Genomic DNA, 18,067 nt, shown 5'->3' on the forward strand with positions numbered 1-18,067 from the left:
CGGCACCACCACGCGTCGGGGCCGAACGCGGCCCGGACCGCCGACACCAGGACAAACAGGCCCTGACCGGCGAGGACGCCGCACCGGGAGCAGTGGGCCGATCGGGAACAGCCCGGTAGGCTGCTGCCTTGCCTCCGCTTCGAAAGGACCGTTGACGTGCCGCCGTCCCACGCCAGCACTTCCGACTCCAAGCCCGCCGGCCCCAGTGGCGGCGTGCAGTCCCTCGAGCGCGCCTTCGATCTGCTGGAGCGCATGGCGGATGCCGGGGGCGAGGTCGGGCTCAGCGAACTCTCCGCGAGCAGCGGACTCCCCCTCCCTACCATCCACCGGCTGATGCGCACCCTGGTCGTGTGCGGCTACGTGCGCCAGCAGCCCAACCGGCGTTACGCACTGGGTCCGCGTCTGATCCGCCTCGGCGAGTCCGCGTCCCGGCTGCTGGGCACCTGGGCGCGGCCGTATCTCCAGCGGCTGGTCGAGGAGACGGGCGAGACGGCGAACATGGCGCTGCTCGACGGGGACGAGATCGTCTACGTCGCCCAGGTGCCGTCGAAGCACTCGATGCGGATGTTCACCGAGGTCGGCCGCCGGGTGCTCCCCCACTCCACCGGTGTCGGCAAGGCCCTCCTCGCGTACACCCCGGCGGACGAGGTGCGGGCCCTGCTGGCCCGTACGGGCATGCCCGCGGCCACCGAGAAGACGATCACCACGCCGGACGGCTTCCTCGACGCGCTCGAACAGGTGCGGAGGGCGGGCTACGCGGTGGACGACAACGAGCAGGAGATCGGGGTCCGCTGCCTCGCGGTCCCGGTGCCGGACTCCCCCACCTCGGCCGCCCTCTCGATCTCCGGGCCCGCGGGCCGGGTGACGGAGACGGCGACCGAGCGGATCGTGCCGATCCTGCAGCAGATCGCGAAGGAGCTGTCCGAGGCGCTGGCGAGCAACGGCGGCTCGGCCGGCTGACACCGGCCCGCACCGAGCCCCCTCCGTTCGCAGTGGGCTCCTCAGGCCGGGGCGGGCTCCGACAGGCGCCCGTCCGCCATGCCGACCGTCCCGTCCACCCGGTCCAGATGCGCCCGGTCGTGGGTGACCATGACCGTGGCCGTCGAACGTTCCCGGGTCAGGCCGAGCAGCAGGTCGAGGACCGCTGCGCCGCGTTCGTGCTCGAGGGCACCGGTCGGCTCGTCGACGAGCAGCACCGACGGTTCGTTCACCAGGGCCCGGGCGATGTTGATCCGCTGGCGCTGACCGCCGGACAGCTGGTGCGGCCTGCGGTCCGCCTTGTCGGCCAGACCGACGGCGTCCAGGAGATCCAGCGCCCGGCCCCGTGCCGCGCGTACCGAACCGCGCGACAGATGGGCCATCACCTGGAGCTGTTCCGCGGCCGTGAGTGACGGCAGCAGATGAGGCTGCTGGAAGACGATGCCGATGCGGTCGCGGCGCAGGGCCGCCTTGGCGGCGCGGCTGAGCCCCGCGATCTCCGTACCGGCCACCACGACGCGTCCACGGTCCGGCGTGACGAGCGTGGCCGCCACCGCGAGCAGGCTGGACTTCCCCGAACCGGACGGTCCGACGACCGCGGTGAGCGTGCCGGCGGGCACGTCCAGGGAGACCCGGTCCAGTGCGGTGAGCCGGGTGTCGCCGTCGGCGTAGGTGAGGGTGACATCGGTGAGGGTGAGGGTCATCGGGCGCTCCCGAGTGCGGTGAGGGGGTCGACGGCGGCGATCCGCCGGATGGACAGGGCGGCCCCGAGCACGCCGAGGACGATCATCACGCCGGCGGGTACGAGAACGGTCGACGCGTCGAGCACGAACGGCACGGCGTCGTCGTCCCCGCCGACCAGCGCGCCGATCCCCGAGGCCAGCGCGGTGCCCAGGCCCGTACCGGCGGCGAGCATCACCACGGCCTGTCCGAGCGCGTCCTTCAGCAGATACGGGGTGGAGGCGCCCAGCGCCTTGAGCACGGCGACGTCACCGCTGCGCTGGATGGTCCACACGGTGAAGAAGGCGCCGATGACGAGCGCGGAGATGACGAAGAGGAAGCCGCGCATCAGCTGGAGCGAGCCGTTCTCGGCCCGGTAGGAGCCGATCGCCTCGGGGGAGTCGTCAACGCCCCCGTCGTCCAGCCGCACACCCGGGCCGCCGCCGTCTGGCTCACCGCGCTGGGCGCCGTGTGGCTGGCGATGCTCGCCCTGTCTCCCGACGCCCTGTGGGTGGCCTTCCCGCTCTCCTTCCTGCAGCTGCACCTGCTGCCGGTGCGCTGGGGCCTGCCCGCCGTCACGATCACGGCCGGGGCGGCGATCACCGGCTTCCTGCTGCACGGGCAGGAGGTCTCCCCCGGCACCTTCATCGGCCCGCCGCTCGGGGCGGCGGTGGCCGTGGCGACCGTGCTCGGCTATGACGCGCTGTTCCGGGAGAGCGAGCGGCGCCGCGAGCTCATCGACGAGCTGGTGTCCACCCGAGCGGAACTCGCCGGGGCGGAGCGCGCCGCGGGCACCCTCGCCGAGCGGGAGCGGCTGGCCCGGGAGATCCACGACACCCTCGCCCAAGGGCTGTCCAGCATCCAGCTCCTGCTGCGGGCCGCCGGGCGTTCGCTCCCCGAGGACGCACCCGCCACGGCCCACGTCCGGCGGGCCCGTGAGGCCGCCCAGGACAATCTGGCCGAGGCACGCCGCTTCGTCCGCGCGCTGACCCCGCCGGATCTGCAGCAGGGCTCCTTGGCGGCGGCCCTGTCCCGTCTCTCCTCCCGCACCTCGGCACCGGAGCTCATCGTGCAGTTCGCGGTCAGCGGCAGACCGGTGGAGCTGCCCACCCCGTACGAGGTGGCGCTGCTGCGTACCGCGCAGTCGGCTCTGGCCAACGCGGTGCGGCACTCGGGCGCGCGGCAGGCGGAGAGATCACACTCAGCGTCATGGAGACATCGGTGTCCCTGGACGTGGTGGACGACGGCCACGGATTCGACACGGCTGCCGAACCGGTGACGAGCAGCAGCGGCGGGTTCGGACTGCCCGCGATGCGCGCACGGGCCGACGCTGACGCCATGTGCGTCGCTGACGTCACGTGCGGCGCGGCGGCTCCCCGAAGAGATCGACGGCGACGCGTACGTCCTGGAGACCCGGGGCCAGCGCGCTGACCGAGCCGACCGCCCCCGCGACCAGCAGCAGCGAACGGCGCAGGCGTGGAACCTCGGGCGCTCCGCTGACCATCATGGCGTCCAGCGAGGCCAGCTCCTCCTCGGCGATGCCCCGGTCCGGGAACTCGGCGGGAAGACCGGCCAGTTCTCGGCGGAGCCGGGAGACGGCCGTACGCAGCTCCGTCACTCTCGGATCCTCGTCACTACCGGTCAACCGCCCCTGCCCCACACTTCGCAACAAAGCACTCCCCCTCGCACGTCGTCGTGCCGGTGCGTCGGCCTGCCCCCGGGCGGCGGCCAAACGCCTGGGGCCGTCCGCAAGTTAACGCCATCCGAGGCGGCGTGCGCCACTGCGCGGTCAAGGAATCAGCCTACTTCCGAGGGGTGACAACCCTGCTGCCGCTACGGACGGGGCAGTGGTATCCAGGGCACATGGCTCACACACAACGAACCCCCGTGATCGCCGGAGTGCTGCTCGCCGCAGGTGGCGGCCGTCGCCTCGGCGGACGGCCGAAAGCCCTGCTGGAACACCGCGGCCGCCCCCTGGTCGAGCACGCGGTGCGGGCGCTGCGCAACGGGGGGTGCGGCCCGGTCCATGTCGTCCTGGGCGCGGCGGCCGAGGAGGTGCAGGCCCTGGCGGACCTCTCGGCGTGCGCGGTGACGGTGAACCCGTCGTGGGAGGAGGGGATGGGCTCCTCGCTCCGGGCCGGGCTGGCTTCCCTCTCCGGCGCGGACGTGGACGCCGCCCTCGTGCTCCTGGTCGACCAGCCGGGCATCGGGGCGGAGGCGGTGGCGCGGGTCCGCTCGGCGTACCGCTCCCGGACGGCCCTGGCGGCGGCCGCGTACGCCGGGGAGCGCGGCCATCCCGTGCTGTTCGGGGCCGACCGGTGGGCGGACGTCTCCACGGGTGCGGTGGGCGACCAGGGGGCGCGGGCGTACCTGCGGGCGCATCGCGATGCGCTCAGGCTCGTCGAGTGTTCCGATGTGGCTCAGGCGTACGACATCGACACGACCGAGGACCTGACCCACCTGGAGTGAACGGACCGTGTCGGACCTGGCACGCCGCGCCACCGCGGCCGCACGCCTGTCGACCCGGAGAATCTCGACATCAACAAACCATTGAACTTCCACCATGAGGAAACTAATATCCACTAATCAGAAGCTCATGGTTCCGCTTCCGGTCCTCGGCGGTACCCATGGCCGTATCTCGGAGCCCTGGCACCCCGTGCCGTCCCGGGCGCCCCGGCGGCCGTGGGATGCCGTCGTACCACCCCGCTGAAGGAGTGACAGCTCATGTCCGCACCAGCGCCGTCCCCGCTGGCCATCGTCGATGCCGAGCCCCTGCCGAGGCAGGACGAGGTCCTGACCGATGCGGCCCTCGCGTTCGTGACCGAGCTGCACCGGCGGTTCACGCCCCGGCGTGACGAGCTGCTCGCCCGCCGCGGCGAGCGCCGCGCCGAGATCGCCCGCACCTCCACGCTGGACTTCCTGCCGGAGACGGAGGCGGTCCGCGTGGACGACACCTGGAAGGTCGCCCCGGCCCCTGCCGCGCTGGACGACCGCCGGGTGGAGATCACCGGTCCGACCGACCGCAAGATGACCGTCAACGCCCTGAACTCGGGCGCCAAGGTCTGGCTCGCCGACTTCGAGGACGCGTCCGCCCCCACCTGGGAGAACGTGATCACCGGCCAGCTCAACCTGATCGACGCCTACGCCCGGAACATCGACTTCACCGACCCCAGGTCAGGCAAGTCGTACGCCCTGAAGCCCGCCGAGGAGCTCGCGACCGTCGTCACGCGCCCGCGCGGCTGGCACCTGAACGAGCGCCACCTCCAGCTCGACGGCACCCCGGTGCCGGGCGCGCTGGTCGACTTCGGCCTCTACTTCTTCCACAACGCCCAGCGCCTGATCGACCTCGGCAAGGGCCCGTACTTCTACCTGCCGAAGACGGAGTCGCACCTGGAGGCCCGCCTCTGGAACGACATCTTCGTCTTCGCCCAGGACTACGTCGGCATCCCGCAGGGCACGGTCCGCGCGACCGTCCTGATCGAGACGATCACCGCCGCGTACGAGATGGAGGAGATCCTCTACGAGCTCCGCGACCACGCCTCCGGACTGAACGCGGGCCGCTGGGACTACCTCTTCTCCATCGTCAAGAACTTCCGCGACGGCGGCTCGAAGTTCGTCCTGCCGGACCGCAACCTGGTCACGATGACCGCCCCGTTCATGCGGGCGTACACCGAACTCCTCGTCCGCACCTGCCACAAGCGCGGCGCGCACGCCATCGGAGGCATGGCGGCCTTCATCCCCTCGCGGCGTGACGCCGAGGTGAACAAGGTCGCCTTCGAGAAGGTCAAGGCCGACAAGGACCGCGAGGCGAACGACGGCTTCGACGGCTCCTGGGTGGCCCACCCCGACCTGGTCCCGATCGCGATGGCCTCCTTCGACGCGGTCCTCGGCACCGAGCCGAACCAGAAGGACCGCCTCCGCGAGGACGTCTCGGTGGCGGCGGGCGACCTGATCGCCATCGACACGCTGGACGCGAAGCCCACGTACGACGGCCTGCGCAACGCGGTCGCGGTCGGCATCCGCTACATCGAGGCGTGGCTGCGCGGCATGGGCGCGGTGGCCATCTTCAACCTGATGGAGGACGCGGCCACCGCCGAGATCTCGCGTTCGCAGATCTGGCAGTGGATCAACGCGGACGTGGTCTTCGAGAACGGCGAACACGCGACGGCGGATCTGGCCCGCAAGGTCGCGGCCGAGGAACTGGACGCGATCCGCGCGGAGTCCGGCGACGAGGCCTTCGCGTCCGGCAAGTGGCAGCAGGCCCACGACCTGCTGCTCCAGGTCTCGCTGGACCAGGACTACGCGGACTTCCTGACGCTGCCGGCGTACGAGCAGCTGCGCTGACCGCACACCCCGGAGCGCCGCACCCCGCGATCACAGCGCGGGGTGCGGCGCGCTTTTTCTCAGGCGCCCGAGCGCGAGGCCGTCAGCTCCTGCTCCTGCTGTTGCTGTTGCTGTTGCGACTCCGGCGCGCCGGCGGCGAAGGGGCACTCCCAGTCGACCGGCTTGGGACGGCCGGAGTAGCGACGGGCTTCGGAGAGCTGTTCGTACTCGTACAGGTTGGGGTTGATGTCGCCCTGCAGCTTGATGTCCTGCTTGCGTATCTTGTCCGCCAGCCGGTCCCACATTCCGGCGCCCTTGATCCGGTCGAACTGCTCGTGCGAGTTGAAGGCAAGCATCGGGAACGGTGGCCGCCGGCCCCACCTGCGGTGGGTCTCGTGCAGGCCGATCACGAAGAAGGGATGGCCGGCCACGCTGTACGCGAACTCCCCGGACCCGGCATCCGACGAGTAGCCGTCGGCCCAGCGGTGTGTTCGCGCATCCTGCTCGTGCAGCAACTGCAGCTGTTTCCAGAGGAGTTCCTCAAACTTCAGCTCGTCCACTCCGCGAGGCTGTTCGAAGGTCGCGAGGAAACTGCTGAACGTCCGGGGGCTCCAGTCCGCCGATCCCACGAACTCGGCGAGGTCGAACGCCATCAGCCGGGCGGACTCCTCTCCCCCGAGGATGTCGTAGTGCCGATGGACGATGCCGCCACGTCGCCAGGCGGACCTGCCCGCCAGACAGGAGAACCGGTCCCCCAGGATGAACTCCTCGACTTCGCCGCGCGCGTCGACCGTCATGGCCAGCCTTCCTTCCAACTACGTGCCTCCTCAGCAGGGAGATGGTTCCTGCGTACTTCCGGTGGCGCCCACCTCATGCCCGCGGCACCCGGTCCTGCGGGCTGTGCGGCGGTGACGGCCTGAAGCGGGCATGACTGAGCCCGTGGTGTCACGAGGGAGATCGCTGTCTGATTGTGGGGGACGGATGCCGATCATCGAAAATCCTGCCTGATCTCGTCACCCAGGGTCAGCTCCACGGACCTGGGTGAGGTCCGCCGGACCATGACCGACCGGGTCCACGCGTGGAGAGTCGGACAGCCGGTGCGATGGGGTGAGATGGGGTGAGATGGGGTGGGTGAGGATGGACAGGGGACAGCGGCACGTCGGCACCGAGCTGCCCGAGGGGTCCTGGTGGGACTGGGAGGTCATCACCTGGGATGCCGGTCAGTTCCGTCTGGCGGCCGGGTACGCCCTCAGCTACCACCATGGCCTGGAGCTGGTCTTCGGCGGTCCCGTCCTCGTCAGCTGCCCGGTGATGTTCCACGATCCGCGCTTCCGGGCTCCGACAGGCGAGGAGCGGGGACGGGTGGCCCGTCAGTTCGGTGAGGAACCGCCGGTTCTCGTCGCTTTCGACGCGGACGCGGGCGGCCGGGAGCCCGTCTCCCGCCTCATCGGCGCGGAGCGGCTGGAGATCGTGCACGAGACCGTTCTGAGGTACTGGCGGGACGACGCGGCCCCTGGTCAGCGCTCCGCTCCGTGGGTGCGGCCTCCGGCGTAGCCGACGGGGCGCTCTGCGGCGGGCCGGCTATCGAGCTGGCAGCAGAGGGAGTTGTCCGGACCGAGCAGGCCCGCACAGCGGTGGCCGCCGCCTGGCGCACGGCCGCCGCACAGCTCGGAGAACCCGCCGCGCTCGCCGCCCGAGGAGCGCACGATCCGGCAGCCGGCCTCAGCGGCCGAGGCGCCCCCGCACCATCCCGGTCAGGGCGCTGAGTTCCGGGATCCGCAGGAGACGGGCGAAGGCCAGGAAGACACCGAGCAGGACCAGGCCACCGGCGACCAGAGCCGCGAGCGAGCCCGAGGCACTGCTGCTCAGCGCCCCGGTCACCGCGTACGCCACGCCGCCGCCGGCCAGCGCGGCGGGGGCCGCTGCCACGACCAGGCGTGTGTAGGTGCGCAGGACGCCCCGGCCGTCCAGGTCACCGCCCAGACGCTTGCGGAGCCGGCGCCAGGCGATGCCGACCCCGACCCCGTAGGCCAGGCCGTACGAGGCGGCCATCCCCGCGACGGCCCAGCGGGGGCTGAGGACGACGAAGGACAGGGCCGAGCCGGCGGCGTTCACCAGGGCGACGACCACGGTGTTGTAGAAAGGCGTGCGGGTGTCCTCGTAGGCGTAGAAACCGCGCAGGACGACGTACTGGACGGAGTAGGGGATGAGCCCCAGGCCGAAGGCCATCAGGACGTATCCGATGCCCCTCGCGCCCTCGGCGCCGGAGCCGGCGTAGAGCAGGGTGGCCATCGGTACGCCCAGGGCCAGGAACGCGAACGCGCACGGCACGATGGCGACGGCCGAGGTCCGCAGACCGTACGAGAGGTCGTCCCTGATCGCCGCCGTGTCGTCGTCCTGTGCCGAGCGGGAGATCCGGGGCAGGACGGCGGTCATCACCGAGACGGTGATGATGGCCTGCGGCATCTGCCAGAGCAGCAGGGCGTAGTTGTAGGCCGTGATCCCCGAACCCAGGTGCCCGGCGCCTTCCGCGAGGGAGCCGGCCTTCGTGGCGAGCTGGGTCACGACGATCATGCCGAGCTGGTTGACCAGTACGAAGAGGAGCGTCCACTTCGCCAGGCCCATGGCCTTGCCGAGGCCGTGGCCCCTGAAGTCGAACCGCGGACGCAGCCGGAAGCCCGCGTCGCGCAGGTACGGGAGCATGGCGAGTGCCTGTACGGAGAGTCCCAGCAGGGTGCCGAGGCCCAGGAGCCGTACGCCTTCGGGGGTGATGGTCGACGGGGTGACGCCGGATTCGGTGAACCCGCCGAAGGCCCAGACGAAGCTGCCGAACGAGGCGATGATCACGAGGTTGTTGAGTACCGGCGTCCACATCATCGCGCCGAAGCGCTCGCGGGCGTTGAGGATCTGTCCGAGCACCACGTGGGCGCCCATGAAGAACAGCGTGGGCAGGCAGTACCGGGCGAAGGCCACGGTGACCTCCATGCGCCGCGGGTCGGAGGCGATGTCCGGCGACATCATGTGCACCAGCAGCGGGGCGGCGAGCACACACACGAGCGTGACGCTCGCCAGCGCGACCATCACCAGCGTGAGCAGTCGGTTGGCGTAGGCCTCACCCCCGTCGTCGTCCTTCTTCATGGCCCGCACGAGCTGGGGGACGAAGACCGCGTTGAGCGCTCCTCCGCCGACCAGGACGTAGATCATCGTGGGCAGGACGTTGGCCACCTGGTAGGAGTCGTTGAGCGTTCCGACGCCGATGGCCGCCGCCATGACCAGGGTGCGGAGAAAGCCGGTGATACGGGAGACGATCGTGCCCGCGGCCATCACGGCACTGGACTTGAGCAGGCTCGAAGGCCCGGAAGACTTCGGCCGGGCACCCCGCTCGGGGGCGGGCGGCACGGGTGAGCCCTCGTCGGCCTGCTCCGGGCGGCCCTCGCTTCCCGCGCCGGGTCCGGCAGCGAGCGCGCTGCCCGGCGGGAGGCGCAGCACCATCGTGTCGTCGGCCGGGACGCGCAGGACCATCGTGTCATCGGTCGGCGTGCCGCCTCCGGGTCCCCGGGTGTCGTCCCTCGGGTCGTTCGGCGCGCTCATCCTTCATCCCCCACCATGCGTCAGCGATACCGGTCAGGACCGGCTGTCGCCCCTGTCCGACCTCGTACAACCAGCGTACTGGCGTGCGATTTCGATCCGGTCGCCGCTATGATCACGCACGGCAAGGCTGTAGCGCAGAGGTCGTCGCGCCCACGCATCGAGCTGGAGGACGCCGGTTCGAATCCGGCCGGTCTTGCCACCTGTTCTTGGAGGGACGGCGTCGGTGTGCCGGGTGGGTGGCGGGCGCGGTCCGCTCCGGCCGGGTTCGTGGGCGAAGGACTGGAGAGTGTGATGTCGCAGCCGATGCCCGTGCGCTGCCCGGCAGTTGAGCACCCGGACATCCCGCTCGCCGACCCGGCGCTGCTGGAGCCGCTGGTGAGGCGGCTCGCGGTGGAGCGTCCGGTCGGGGCGGACGAGGTGTTCCCGCTGGGGACCCTGCGCGGCGACGGGCGTGTCGATCTGTGCAAGCGGGGTCTCGGGGCCGCCGGCGCCGCCAGGCTGATGCCCGCTCTTGCCCGCTCCCCGCACGCCGGGCACGTCCTGCTCGGCACCAACTCCCTGGGGGACGAGGGCGCGCGTTCGGTCGCGGACGCCCTGCGCCGGGACGGGCACGGGCTGCGGACGGTCTATCTCGGCTGCAACCGCATCGGGGCCGAAGGAGCCGCCGCGCTCGCCGGGGCGCTCGGTGGGGACGGGACCGTCCGGGCCCTGTGGCTGAAGCGCAATCCGCTGGGTGACGCGGGGGTCCGGGCGCTCGTGCCGATGCTGGCGGGCAACACCGCCCTGCGCACCCTGGACCTGGTCAACAGCGGGATCACCGTCGCCGGTCTGGCAGCCCTGCTCGACGTGCTGTCCGCGCGGGAGCTGCCCCTGGAGAGGCTGTTCCTCGGCGGCAACGGGCTCGGTCCGGACGCCGCCCCGATCCTGGCCGCGCTGATCCGTGAGGCGAGGGTGCGGGAGCTGTACCTTTCGGCCAACCATCTCGGCGACGCGGGAGCCGCCGCGCTCGCCGCCGCGGCCGACCGGGCGCGCCCGGTGCGGCTCGGTCTCGGCGGCAACGGGATCGGACCTGCGGGGGCGCGGGCACTGGCCGATGCGCTCGGCGGGATCGAGGCTCTCGACCTCGGACGCCCGATGTCGGAGCGCAGCCTCGGGGCGACGGGCAACGCGACCGGCGACGCCGGGGCCCACGCGCTGGCCGCCGCCCTCCCCGGCAGCCCGCTGCGGCGCCTGGAGCTGGCCCACACGGGGCTGACCGGTCGGGGCGCGAAGGAACTGCTGCGCGCGGTCGGCGTGGACTCCCGGCTGGAGTACGTGGGTCTCGGCCCCGGACTCCCCCGCAAGGTGAAGCGGTCCTTCACCGCGCGGCTGCGCCCGGACGCCGGCGCCCACGCGGATCTGCGTGCGATCCGGAGCGTCTACCGGTGATGCGCGGTTCCGAGGAGCGGTTCATGTCCGCGGAGGAGGAGTCGAGTCTGCGGCGGGTCCGTCAGTACGCCGTGCCCCGCCGACTGGTCGAACGGGCCACGGAGCGGCGGCTGGCGGGCGACTGGCGGGGAGCTCTCGCGGTGGCCGGGGTCGATGTGACCTTCGACCCGGCGGAGGTGGCCGCCACGTACGGTACGGCCGTGGCCGGGGTCCTCATGTCGGACCTGCGGCACCTGGTGCCCGACCTCGTGCGCTGGCACCTGCCCCGGGTGCTCGGTGGCCGCACGACGATCGCCACCGACCGCACCGTGGTCCTGGCGGGTTACGGTGCCGGCCTGCCCTTGGCGCCGTATCTCCATCTGCGTACGCCTCCGATGGTCGACGGGCCCCAGCGGCTCGCACTGCGCTTCGGCGCCGTGCCCGGTGAGGCCGCTCCAGGGGTGTTCGCCGCCGGTGTCGAGGACTGGCGGGCGACCCGGTATCTGTGGGACGCACGGCACACGGACGGCCTTCGGGCGGCGGTCGCGGCCGGCGGCCGGATTCCCTTCCTCCACGACGACGGCACACCGCTCACGTCCAGGGAACTCGCCGCACCCGGCGACGACGCGGCGGCCCGGGCGGAGCGGGTGACCCTGCTGTACCAGGAGGGCGAGCTCACCGAAGCCTTCGCCACCGCGGGCGTCGACTGGGATCCGGCCCTGCCTGCGTCCGAACGGTCGTGGCGCGGGCTGGCCCCCGAGTGGGTACTCCGCCGGACGGCGATCGACATTCCCCGGCTGCACGCGGCGGTGCGCCGCGCGACCGCCGTCGGCGGCAGGGAACGCTTCCTGATCGCGTTCAGCTGGCGGGCAGCCGTCCTGCTGGACCTCACGGACCACGGCACGGGCGGGCGGCTACGGGCCCGGATCGTCGAGTCGAAGACGGTGGCCGCGACTGCGGCGCGCCTCCCGGAAGCAGCCTGGCGCCGTCTTCCCGACCTCGATCTGCTGCGGATCGGCGCCATGCCGCCGCAATGGCTGCACCCGACGGTCGCCGGGTCCCTCTTCCCCGCCCTCGAAGGACCGTTCGGCCCGCCGGGGCCGTCGGTGCCACGTCCCGTACGGGTGAGATGCCGGGGTGAGTGGCACGAGGTCGTCTTCCGGGACGGTGCGCTGCGCACCCCGCACACCGCGGAGGAACACCGACGCGAGAGTGCCATGCGGGCCTTCGGCGGAGCCGTCGCCGGCTGCTTCGCGGTGGAGCACTCCTGTACGTCGGGGAGGGGACGGCTGCCGAAGGCGCTGCGGGCACAGCGCCAGGAGCTGTTCCTGCGCGCCCAGCACGGAGACACTCCTGGAGTCCTGGAGCTGTTGGCCGCCGGTGTGGACCTCCGTGTGCGGGACGCCAGGCGGCGGGGCCTGTTGCACCTCCTGCCCCTGCTCGACCATGACGCGCTGCTGCCCCGGCTGCTGGCGGCAGGGCTCGACCTGGAGGCCCGGGACCACCAGGAGCGGACCCCGCTGTGCGTCGCGGTGAGCGAAGGGGGCTCCACCGCGCTGGTGCGGGCGCTGCTCGACGCCGGTGCCCGGATCGACGTGACCGACGCGACGGAACTCTCGCTGGCGCAGACGATCCGCCGGTACAAGCGCAAGGATCTCGACTTCCTCAGGGAACGAGTGGTCGCGGAGCACCCGGGCATCGGGTCCGCGTGGTACGACACGTGGTCTCAGGACACCGAAGAGGACGAGGAACAGTGACCGCCACCATCCGGCCCCCCTCCGTCGCCCCCGGGCCGCTGGAGGCGGCCGACGAGCTCAACCGGCGGCTGCGCACCACCCGGACCGAGCCCGCCGACAGCCCCCAACTGGAGGCCCTGGCACTGGCCGTGACGGCTAATCAGCCGGTACTCCTGTGGGGCGAGCCGGGAATCGGCAAGTCGGCCGGGATGGAGCAGCTCGCCGCCGGTCTGGGGCTGGAGCTGGAGACGGTCATCGCGAGCGTCCACGAGCCGTCGGACTTCGCCGGACTGCCGGTCGTGGGGGACGATCCGGCGGTGACGGGTGTGCCGATGGCACCACCGGACTGGGCGGTCCGGCTCGCCCGTACCGGCCAGGGTCTGCTGTTCTTCGACGAGCTGTCCTCGGCGCCTCCCGCCGTGCAGGCCGCGCTGCTGCGGGTCGTACTCGAACGGCGGGTGGGCAGCCTGCGGTTGCCGGAGGCCGTACGTATCGTGGCGGCGGCCAACCCGCCGTCGAGCGCGGCTGACGGCTGGCATCTCAGTCCGCCGCTCGCCAATCGCTTCGTCCATCTTCAGTGGACGCACGACCCGCGCACCGTGGCCCGCGGCATGGCGGGGACCTGGCCGGCCCTGGGTGTACCGGTCGTCGACCCGGCCAGGGTGCCGGGCGCGGCGGCGCGGGCCCGGGGCGCGGTGTCCGGATTCCTGACGGCCCGGCCGGGCCTGGTCCATCACATCCCGGCCGACGCGGAGAGCCGGGGCCGGGCGTGGCCGTCCCCGAGGACCTGGGACATGGCCCTGCGGCTGCTGGCCACCGGCTACGCGGCGGGCGCCGGGCGGGAGGCTGTCGCCGCCGTGCTCACCGGGGCCGTCGGGGACGGTGCGGGCATCGAGCTGCTGTCCTACCTGGAGCACCTGGATCTTCCCGACCCCGACCGTGTACTCGCCGACCCGGACGCCTGCGCACTGCCCGAGCGCGGGGACCGGCAGCTCGCCTTCCTGATCGCGGTCGTCGCCGCGGTCCAGGGTGATCTCACCCGGCAGCGCTGGGAAGCGGGGTGGGCCGTGCTGGCCAAGGCCGTGGACGCGGGAGTGCCCGACGTGGCCGCCCGGGCCGCGGTCGACCTTGCGGCGATGCGGGACCTCGACTGGCCGGTGCCGCCGGGGATCGACGGCTTCCTGGATCTGCTGCGGCAGTCCGGCGCCCTGCCCCAGGGTGGCTGAGCTGGACACCACCAAGCTGCTCGCGGCGCGTTACCGGGCGGCCTCGGACCGCCCGTACCTCGCCTCGGCGCTGTACGCCCTGACGGTGGTGCCGAGCGATCAGGTGCCCACCATGGGCGTGGACCGGCACTGGCGCTGCTACGTCTCGCCCGGCTTCGTCGAGGAGACCCCGGTGGCGGAGCTGGCGGCGGTGTGGGTGCACGAGGTGGCACATCTGCTGCGCGACCATCACGGGCGGGCGGAGCTGCTTCCCGCGGCGGACCAGCGTGACCGGTACCGGGTGAACGCCGCGCAGGACTGCGAGATCAACGACGACCTGCTCGCCGACGGGCTGCCGCTGCCCGCCGGGCGGCTGGAGCCGCGGCTCTTCGGCCTTCCGGAGGGGCAGCTCTTCGAGGCATATCTGCCCTCTCTGCCGCCTTCCCCTGTCACCCACGACTGCGGGTCGGGGGCCCACGGGCAGCCGACTCCCTGGGAGTTGACCGGCGGTGCGGGCCCGGCAGGGGTCGGCACGGTCGAGGCGGAGGCGCTGAGGCGTCACACCGCGGAGACGATGCGCGCCCATGCCCGCACCAGGGGCACCCTGCCCGGCGGCTGGAAGCGCTGGGCGGACGAGGTCCTCGAACCCACCGTCGACTGGCGGCAGGCGCTCGCGGGCGCCGTACGGGAAGCCGCCGCCTGGGCCGCCGGGGCGATCGACTACACCTACCGCCGGCCCTCCCGCCGGAGCGCGGCGCTGCGCGGCGTCGTGCTCCCCAGCCTCCGGCGGCCGCTGCCCAGGGTGGCGGTCGTCATCGACACCTCGGGTTCGATGGGTGAGGCGGAGATCGCCGCCGCACTCGCCGAGGTCACCGGTGTGCTGCGCGAGGTGGGGATCCGGGGCAACCGGGTGGCGGTCCTGGCCTGTGACGCCGACGTCCAGGCCGTCTCCCGGGTGACGGCCGCCGAACAGATCACGCTGAGCGGCGGCGGTGGCACCGACATGCGGGTCGGGATCGCGGCCGCGCTGGCCGGGCGTGAACGCCCGGGCGTCATCGTGGTCCTGACGGACAGTCATACGCCTTGGCCGGAAGGGGCCCCGTCGTGCCGGGTCGTCGCCGCCCTCATCGGCCCGTCCGCCCCGGCCGCTCCCCCGTGGGTCGAGACGGTGCGCGTCACGTAGGCCGGGTCGTTCGTGGTCACCGCCGGCCCCGCCCGGCAAAGATGAGTGCGCCTACTCAGGATCCGGGCACTCCCACGGCCGACGATGGAGCTCGACATCGCCGAGCTCAGGAGACCGGACATGCTCAGCCGCCTCGCCGACACCCTGGTGCCCGTCGTCGGCCGCCTCACGATCACCGCCGACGCGGGCGCCGAACTCGCCCCCGGCAGCATCATCGTGGCGAACCACACCTCGCTCGCCGACCCCGCCGTCGTGCTCGCCGCGCTGCACCGCCTCGGGGCCCGTCCGGTCGTCATGGCGGCCGCCGGGCTGTGGCGCGTCCCGGTGCTCGGCCGCGCGCTCGCCCGCGAAGGGCACATCCCCGTCCACCGCGGCGACCGACGCGCGGCGCACGCCCTGGACGGAGCCGCCGAGGCGATCGAGCGCGGACGCCTGGTCCTGATCTACGCCGAGGGCGGTATCCCACACCGCACGGACGTCGCGGAAGCGGCACCCGCACCCTTCCGCAGCGGCTTGTCGCGGCTCGTGCGACGAACCGGGGCCCCGGTGGTGCCCGTCGGCCAGGCCGGCGCCCGTCGGATCACCTCGGGAAACACGGCCAAGCAGCTCGCGGGGCTGTTCACGGCGCCGCTGCGCCGCCCGGAACTGCACGTCCACGTCGGAGAGCCGGTCGAGCTGACAGCAGAGGGGGTTGCCCGGACCGAGCAGGCCCGCACAGCGGTGACCGCCGCCTGGCGCACGGCCGCCGCACAGCTCGGAGAACCCGCCGCGCTCGCCGCCTGAGGAGCGTTTCGTCGTGGCCGGCACGGCCACCCCCGCCGTGGCGCGGAGGTGGCCGGGTGATCTCCAGGCCGTCCACGCCCGCGGGTACGCCGGTGCCGCGCCCGGTCCAGGAGGTGATCCGCCGGCTCCCACAGCACGTCGGCCAGGAGCCCGTCCCTGCTGCCGGCCACGCGGTAGAGCGTGGCCCGGCTGACCGCGAGATCCTGGGCGAGCGCGTCCATGTCCACCGTGCCGTGCCGCAGGAAGAGCCGGCAGGCGCAGTGCACGACATGGCCTCGGGCGACCACCCGCCGGGAAGCTCCCGCACCTCGCATGGCCGACCGCCTCCTCTGCCGGGGCTCCGGAACCGCCGCCCGGGGCCCGGTACCTCAGCGCGTGGGCGCCGTCGGGGACGAGCGGCCGCCGGACGACCGGCCCGTCACCCCGGCAGGACCACCGTGCGCTGGGCCGAGAAGTCGCCCCACTTCCCGTCGGGGAGCTTGGGCCGGATCTTGAGTGAGTAGCGGGTGCCGGGCGGGTCGGTCAGGGTGAGCCGGTACGTCGCGCGGCCGGTGGGCGGTGTGCCGCCCCAGACGATCGTGGTGGTCGGCTCGCCGTTCAGGAACAGCTGGTACGCGGGAATCGTGCCGCCGGTGTCCGGCTGGTCCCAGGAGAGGTCGACCAGGGACTCCTCGCCCCGCGCCGTCGCCTTCGTCCGCAGCCCGGTGGGCGCCGTGCTGTCGGGGGCGCCCGGTGCGGACGGCGTGGTGAGGTCGAGCGCGTCGCTGTCGGCTGAGGACCGGTCGGCGGCGTCGCGGGCGCGGACGGTGAAGGTGTAGACGGTGCCGGGCCGCAATCCGGTGAGCCGGGCCGTGGTCCGTGTGCCGGGGACACTGTGGATCCTGGAGTCCTCCTGGTAGATGTCGTACGAGGTCACGCCCACGTCGTCCGTGGAACCGCCCCAGGACAGGGTGACCGTCCGGCCTCCGGCCGCCTCGCCCCGCAGTTCCGTCGGTCCGGTCGGCGCCTCCTTGTCGGCGGGAGCGGCGGCGGGCGTGGTGACGGGGGCGGCGGCGCTCGGGGCGGAGAGGTTTCCGGCGGCGTCGCGGGCCCTGACGGTGAAGGTGTAGGCGGTGGACGCGGCCAGACCGTCGATGTCGGTCATCAGCTTCCCCGCGGCCACCGAGGCGGCTTTCCTCCCCGCCCGGTAGACGTCGTAGCCGGCGATCCCCTCGTTGTCCGAGGCCCGCTCCCACATGACGTGTACGGAGGTGGCACTGCCGGCCTGCGCTGTCACCCCCTCGGGGACTGTCGGGTGCTTGGTGTCCGCTTGCGCGGACCCGCCACAGGCGGTGAGCGTGGCGAGGAGCAGCGCGGCGGAGCAGGCCAACGCGGTGCGTGCGTGGGGGCGTTGCACAGTGATGCCTTCCATCCGACAGCAATGGTCCAGACCTGTATGCCACGCGTGTGGGGCCTACGACAAGAGGGCGGATCGGAGCGTTCCACGGTGTCCGCGATGAGTTCCCGGCCCGGAAGCGGTCTCCACAGCATGGACCCTCACGACGAAACCGCACCCGGCCTCGATCTCGGACCGGCGGCGCGACAGATCCAGGAACTCATCGGCCCCATCGACGACCTGCGGCTGGCCGGTCCGACACCCTGTCCCGACTACGCCGTACGGGAGCTCCTCGGGCACCTGCACGGGCTGACCGTCGCCTTCCGCGACGCCGCGTACAAGAAGCCGGGCCCGACGACCGACACCTCCCCGACGTCGGCCTTGCCGGTGCTGCCCGCCGACTGGCGCGAGACGCTGCCTCCGCTGCTGGACGAGCTGGTCACGGCCTGGCGCACACCTGCCGCGCTGGAGGGCATGACCCGGGTGGGCGGGATGGATCTTCCCGGCCGGGTCGCCGGAGCGGTTGCCCTGAACGAGCTGGTCGTGCACGGCTGGGACCTGGCCAGGGCCACGGGTCAGGAGTTCCGCGCGGACGAGGCGAGCCTGCGCTCGTCGGAGGCGGTGCTGGCGCCCGGGGACGACGACAGGTCCGGCCCCGAGGCGATCTTCGGCCCCCCGGTCCCGGTCCCGGCCGGCGCCCCGCCGGTCGACAGGGTGATCGCGCTGAGCGGGCGCCGGCCCGACTGGCAGCCGGGCGGCTGACGGC

Annotated in this window: 15 protein-coding genes and 3 pseudogenes; 12 read left to right on the forward strand and 6 right to left on the reverse strand. The window is 72.7% G+C overall.

Annotated elements, in window-relative coordinates; genetic code table 11:
• The first annotated feature begins 156 nt into the window (after positions 1-156).
• Positions 157-960 (forward strand): IclR family transcriptional regulator, encoded by an 804-nt coding sequence (locus tag ACFYQ5_RS10790; RefSeq protein ID WP_389196182.1) that lies wholly within the window; start codon positions 157-159, stop codon positions 958-960.
• A gap of 41 nt (positions 961-1,001) precedes the next feature.
• Here ACFYQ5_RS10790 and ACFYQ5_RS10795 read toward each other — a convergent pair whose 3' ends face one another.
• Together ACFYQ5_RS10795 and ACFYQ5_RS10800 are read right to left on the reverse strand one after the other, a co-directional pair.
• Positions 1,002-1,682 (reverse strand): ABC transporter ATP-binding protein, encoded by a 681-nt coding sequence (locus ACFYQ5_RS10795; RefSeq protein WP_389196184.1) that lies wholly within the window; start codon positions 1,680-1,682, stop codon positions 1,002-1,004.
• Positions 1,679-2,107 (reverse strand): annotated as a pseudogene (locus ACFYQ5_RS10800) (ABC transporter permease); the annotation flags it as partial. The gene ACFYQ5_RS10795 and the pseudogene ACFYQ5_RS10800, both read right to left, overlap by 4 nt.
• Between ACFYQ5_RS10800 and ACFYQ5_RS10805 the strand changes: the two are divergent.
• Positions 2,051-3,129: pseudogene (locus ACFYQ5_RS10805) on the forward strand (sensor histidine kinase). The pseudogenes ACFYQ5_RS10800 and ACFYQ5_RS10805 sit on opposite strands and share 57 nt — an antisense overlap.
• Here the strand turns inward: ACFYQ5_RS10805 and ACFYQ5_RS10810 are convergent.
• Positions 3,053-3,370, reverse strand: coding sequence for a DUF5955 family protein (locus tag ACFYQ5_RS10810; RefSeq protein ID WP_389196186.1), 318 nt, complete (start codon positions 3,368-3,370; stop codon positions 3,053-3,055). The pseudogene ACFYQ5_RS10805 and the gene ACFYQ5_RS10810 overlap by 77 nt on opposite strands.
• Positions 3,371-3,561: 191 nt before the next feature.
• Between ACFYQ5_RS10810 and ACFYQ5_RS10815 the strand changes: the two genes are divergently transcribed.
• Entirely contained in the window at positions 3,562-4,167 is a 606-nt protein-coding gene (locus tag ACFYQ5_RS10815) for an NTP transferase domain-containing protein (protein WP_389196188.1), read from the forward strand.
• A gap of 255 nt (positions 4,168-4,422) precedes the next feature.
• Entirely contained in the window at positions 4,423-6,042 is a 1,620-nt protein-coding gene (gene aceB, locus ACFYQ5_RS10820) for a malate synthase A (protein ID WP_389196190.1), read from the forward strand.
• A 59-nt stretch (positions 6,043-6,101) separates the two neighbouring features.
• Here aceB and gntA read toward each other — a convergent pair whose 3' ends face one another.
• Entirely contained in the window at positions 6,102-6,818 is a 717-nt protein-coding gene (gntA, locus tag ACFYQ5_RS10825) for a guanitoxin biosynthesis heme-dependent pre-guanitoxin N-hydroxylase GntA (protein WP_389196192.1), read from the reverse strand.
• Positions 6,819-7,158: 340 nt separating this feature from the next.
• On the opposite strand from gntA, the gene ACFYQ5_RS10830 reads away from it, so the two are divergent.
• Positions 7,159-7,575 (forward strand): hypothetical protein, encoded by a 417-nt coding sequence (locus ACFYQ5_RS10830; protein WP_389196194.1) that lies wholly within the window; start codon positions 7,159-7,161, stop codon positions 7,573-7,575.
• Between the two features lie 168 nt (positions 7,576-7,743).
• On the opposite strand, the gene murJ is transcribed toward ACFYQ5_RS10830, so the two are convergent.
• Positions 7,744-9,612, reverse strand: coding sequence for a murein biosynthesis integral membrane protein MurJ (murJ, locus tag ACFYQ5_RS10835; RefSeq protein WP_389196196.1), 1,869 nt, complete (start codon positions 9,610-9,612; stop codon positions 7,744-7,746).
• A 123-nt stretch (positions 9,613-9,735) separates the two neighbouring features.
• On the opposite strand from murJ, the pseudogene ACFYQ5_RS10840 reads away from it, so the two are divergent.
• The 6 genes and pseudogenes from ACFYQ5_RS10840 to ACFYQ5_RS10865 all read left to right on the forward strand — a co-directional run bounded on the left by ACFYQ5_RS10840 (position 9,736) and on the right by ACFYQ5_RS10865 (position 15,926).
• Positions 9,736-9,811, forward strand: a pseudogene (locus ACFYQ5_RS10840).
• Positions 9,812-9,903: 92 nt separating this feature from the next.
• Complete coding sequence (locus ACFYQ5_RS10845) at positions 9,904-11,040, forward strand: gala protein (protein ID WP_389196198.1); 1,137 nt, start codon at positions 9,904-9,906, stop codon at positions 11,038-11,040.
• A gap of 23 nt (positions 11,041-11,063) precedes the next feature.
• Positions 11,064-12,776 (forward strand): ankyrin repeat domain-containing protein, encoded by a 1,713-nt coding sequence (locus ACFYQ5_RS10850; RefSeq protein ID WP_389196200.1) that lies wholly within the window; start codon positions 11,064-11,066, stop codon positions 12,774-12,776.
• Positions 12,773-13,981, forward strand: a complete 1,209-nt coding sequence (locus ACFYQ5_RS10855) for an AAA family ATPase (protein ID WP_389196202.1) — start codon at positions 12,773-12,775, stop codon at positions 13,979-13,981. Before ACFYQ5_RS10850 ends, ACFYQ5_RS10855 begins: the two co-directional genes overlap by 4 nt.
• The gene (locus ACFYQ5_RS10860; RefSeq protein ID WP_389196204.1) at positions 13,974-15,143 is read left to right on the forward strand and encodes a VWA-like domain-containing protein; all 1,170 of its coding nucleotides are present in this window, start codon (positions 13,974-13,976) and stop codon (positions 15,141-15,143) included. The genes ACFYQ5_RS10855 and ACFYQ5_RS10860 overlap by 8 nt, the downstream gene beginning before the upstream one ends.
• A 120-nt stretch (positions 15,144-15,263) precedes the next feature.
• A complete protein-coding gene (locus ACFYQ5_RS10865) occupies positions 15,264-15,926 on the forward strand; it encodes a lysophospholipid acyltransferase family protein (protein WP_389196206.1) in 663 nt (220 codons plus the stop codon).
• Positions 15,927-16,344: 418 nt separating this feature from the next.
• On the opposite strand, the gene ACFYQ5_RS10870 is transcribed toward ACFYQ5_RS10865, so the two are convergent.
• Complete coding sequence (locus ACFYQ5_RS10870) at positions 16,345-17,337, reverse strand: fibronectin type III domain-containing protein (protein WP_389196208.1); 993 nt, start codon at positions 17,335-17,337, stop codon at positions 16,345-16,347.
• 117 nt (positions 17,338-17,454) lie between these two features.
• On the opposite strand from ACFYQ5_RS10870, the gene ACFYQ5_RS10875 reads away from it, so the two are divergent.
• A complete protein-coding gene (locus tag ACFYQ5_RS10875) occupies positions 17,455-18,063 on the forward strand; it encodes a TIGR03086 family metal-binding protein (protein WP_389196420.1) in 609 nt (202 codons plus the stop codon).
• The last annotated feature ends 4 nt before the right edge of the window (positions 18,064-18,067 follow it).

This window comes from Streptomyces sp. NPDC005794 (assembly GCF_042871445.1).
Taxonomy (GTDB): Bacteria; Actinomycetota; Actinomycetes; order Streptomycetales; family Streptomycetaceae; genus Streptomyces.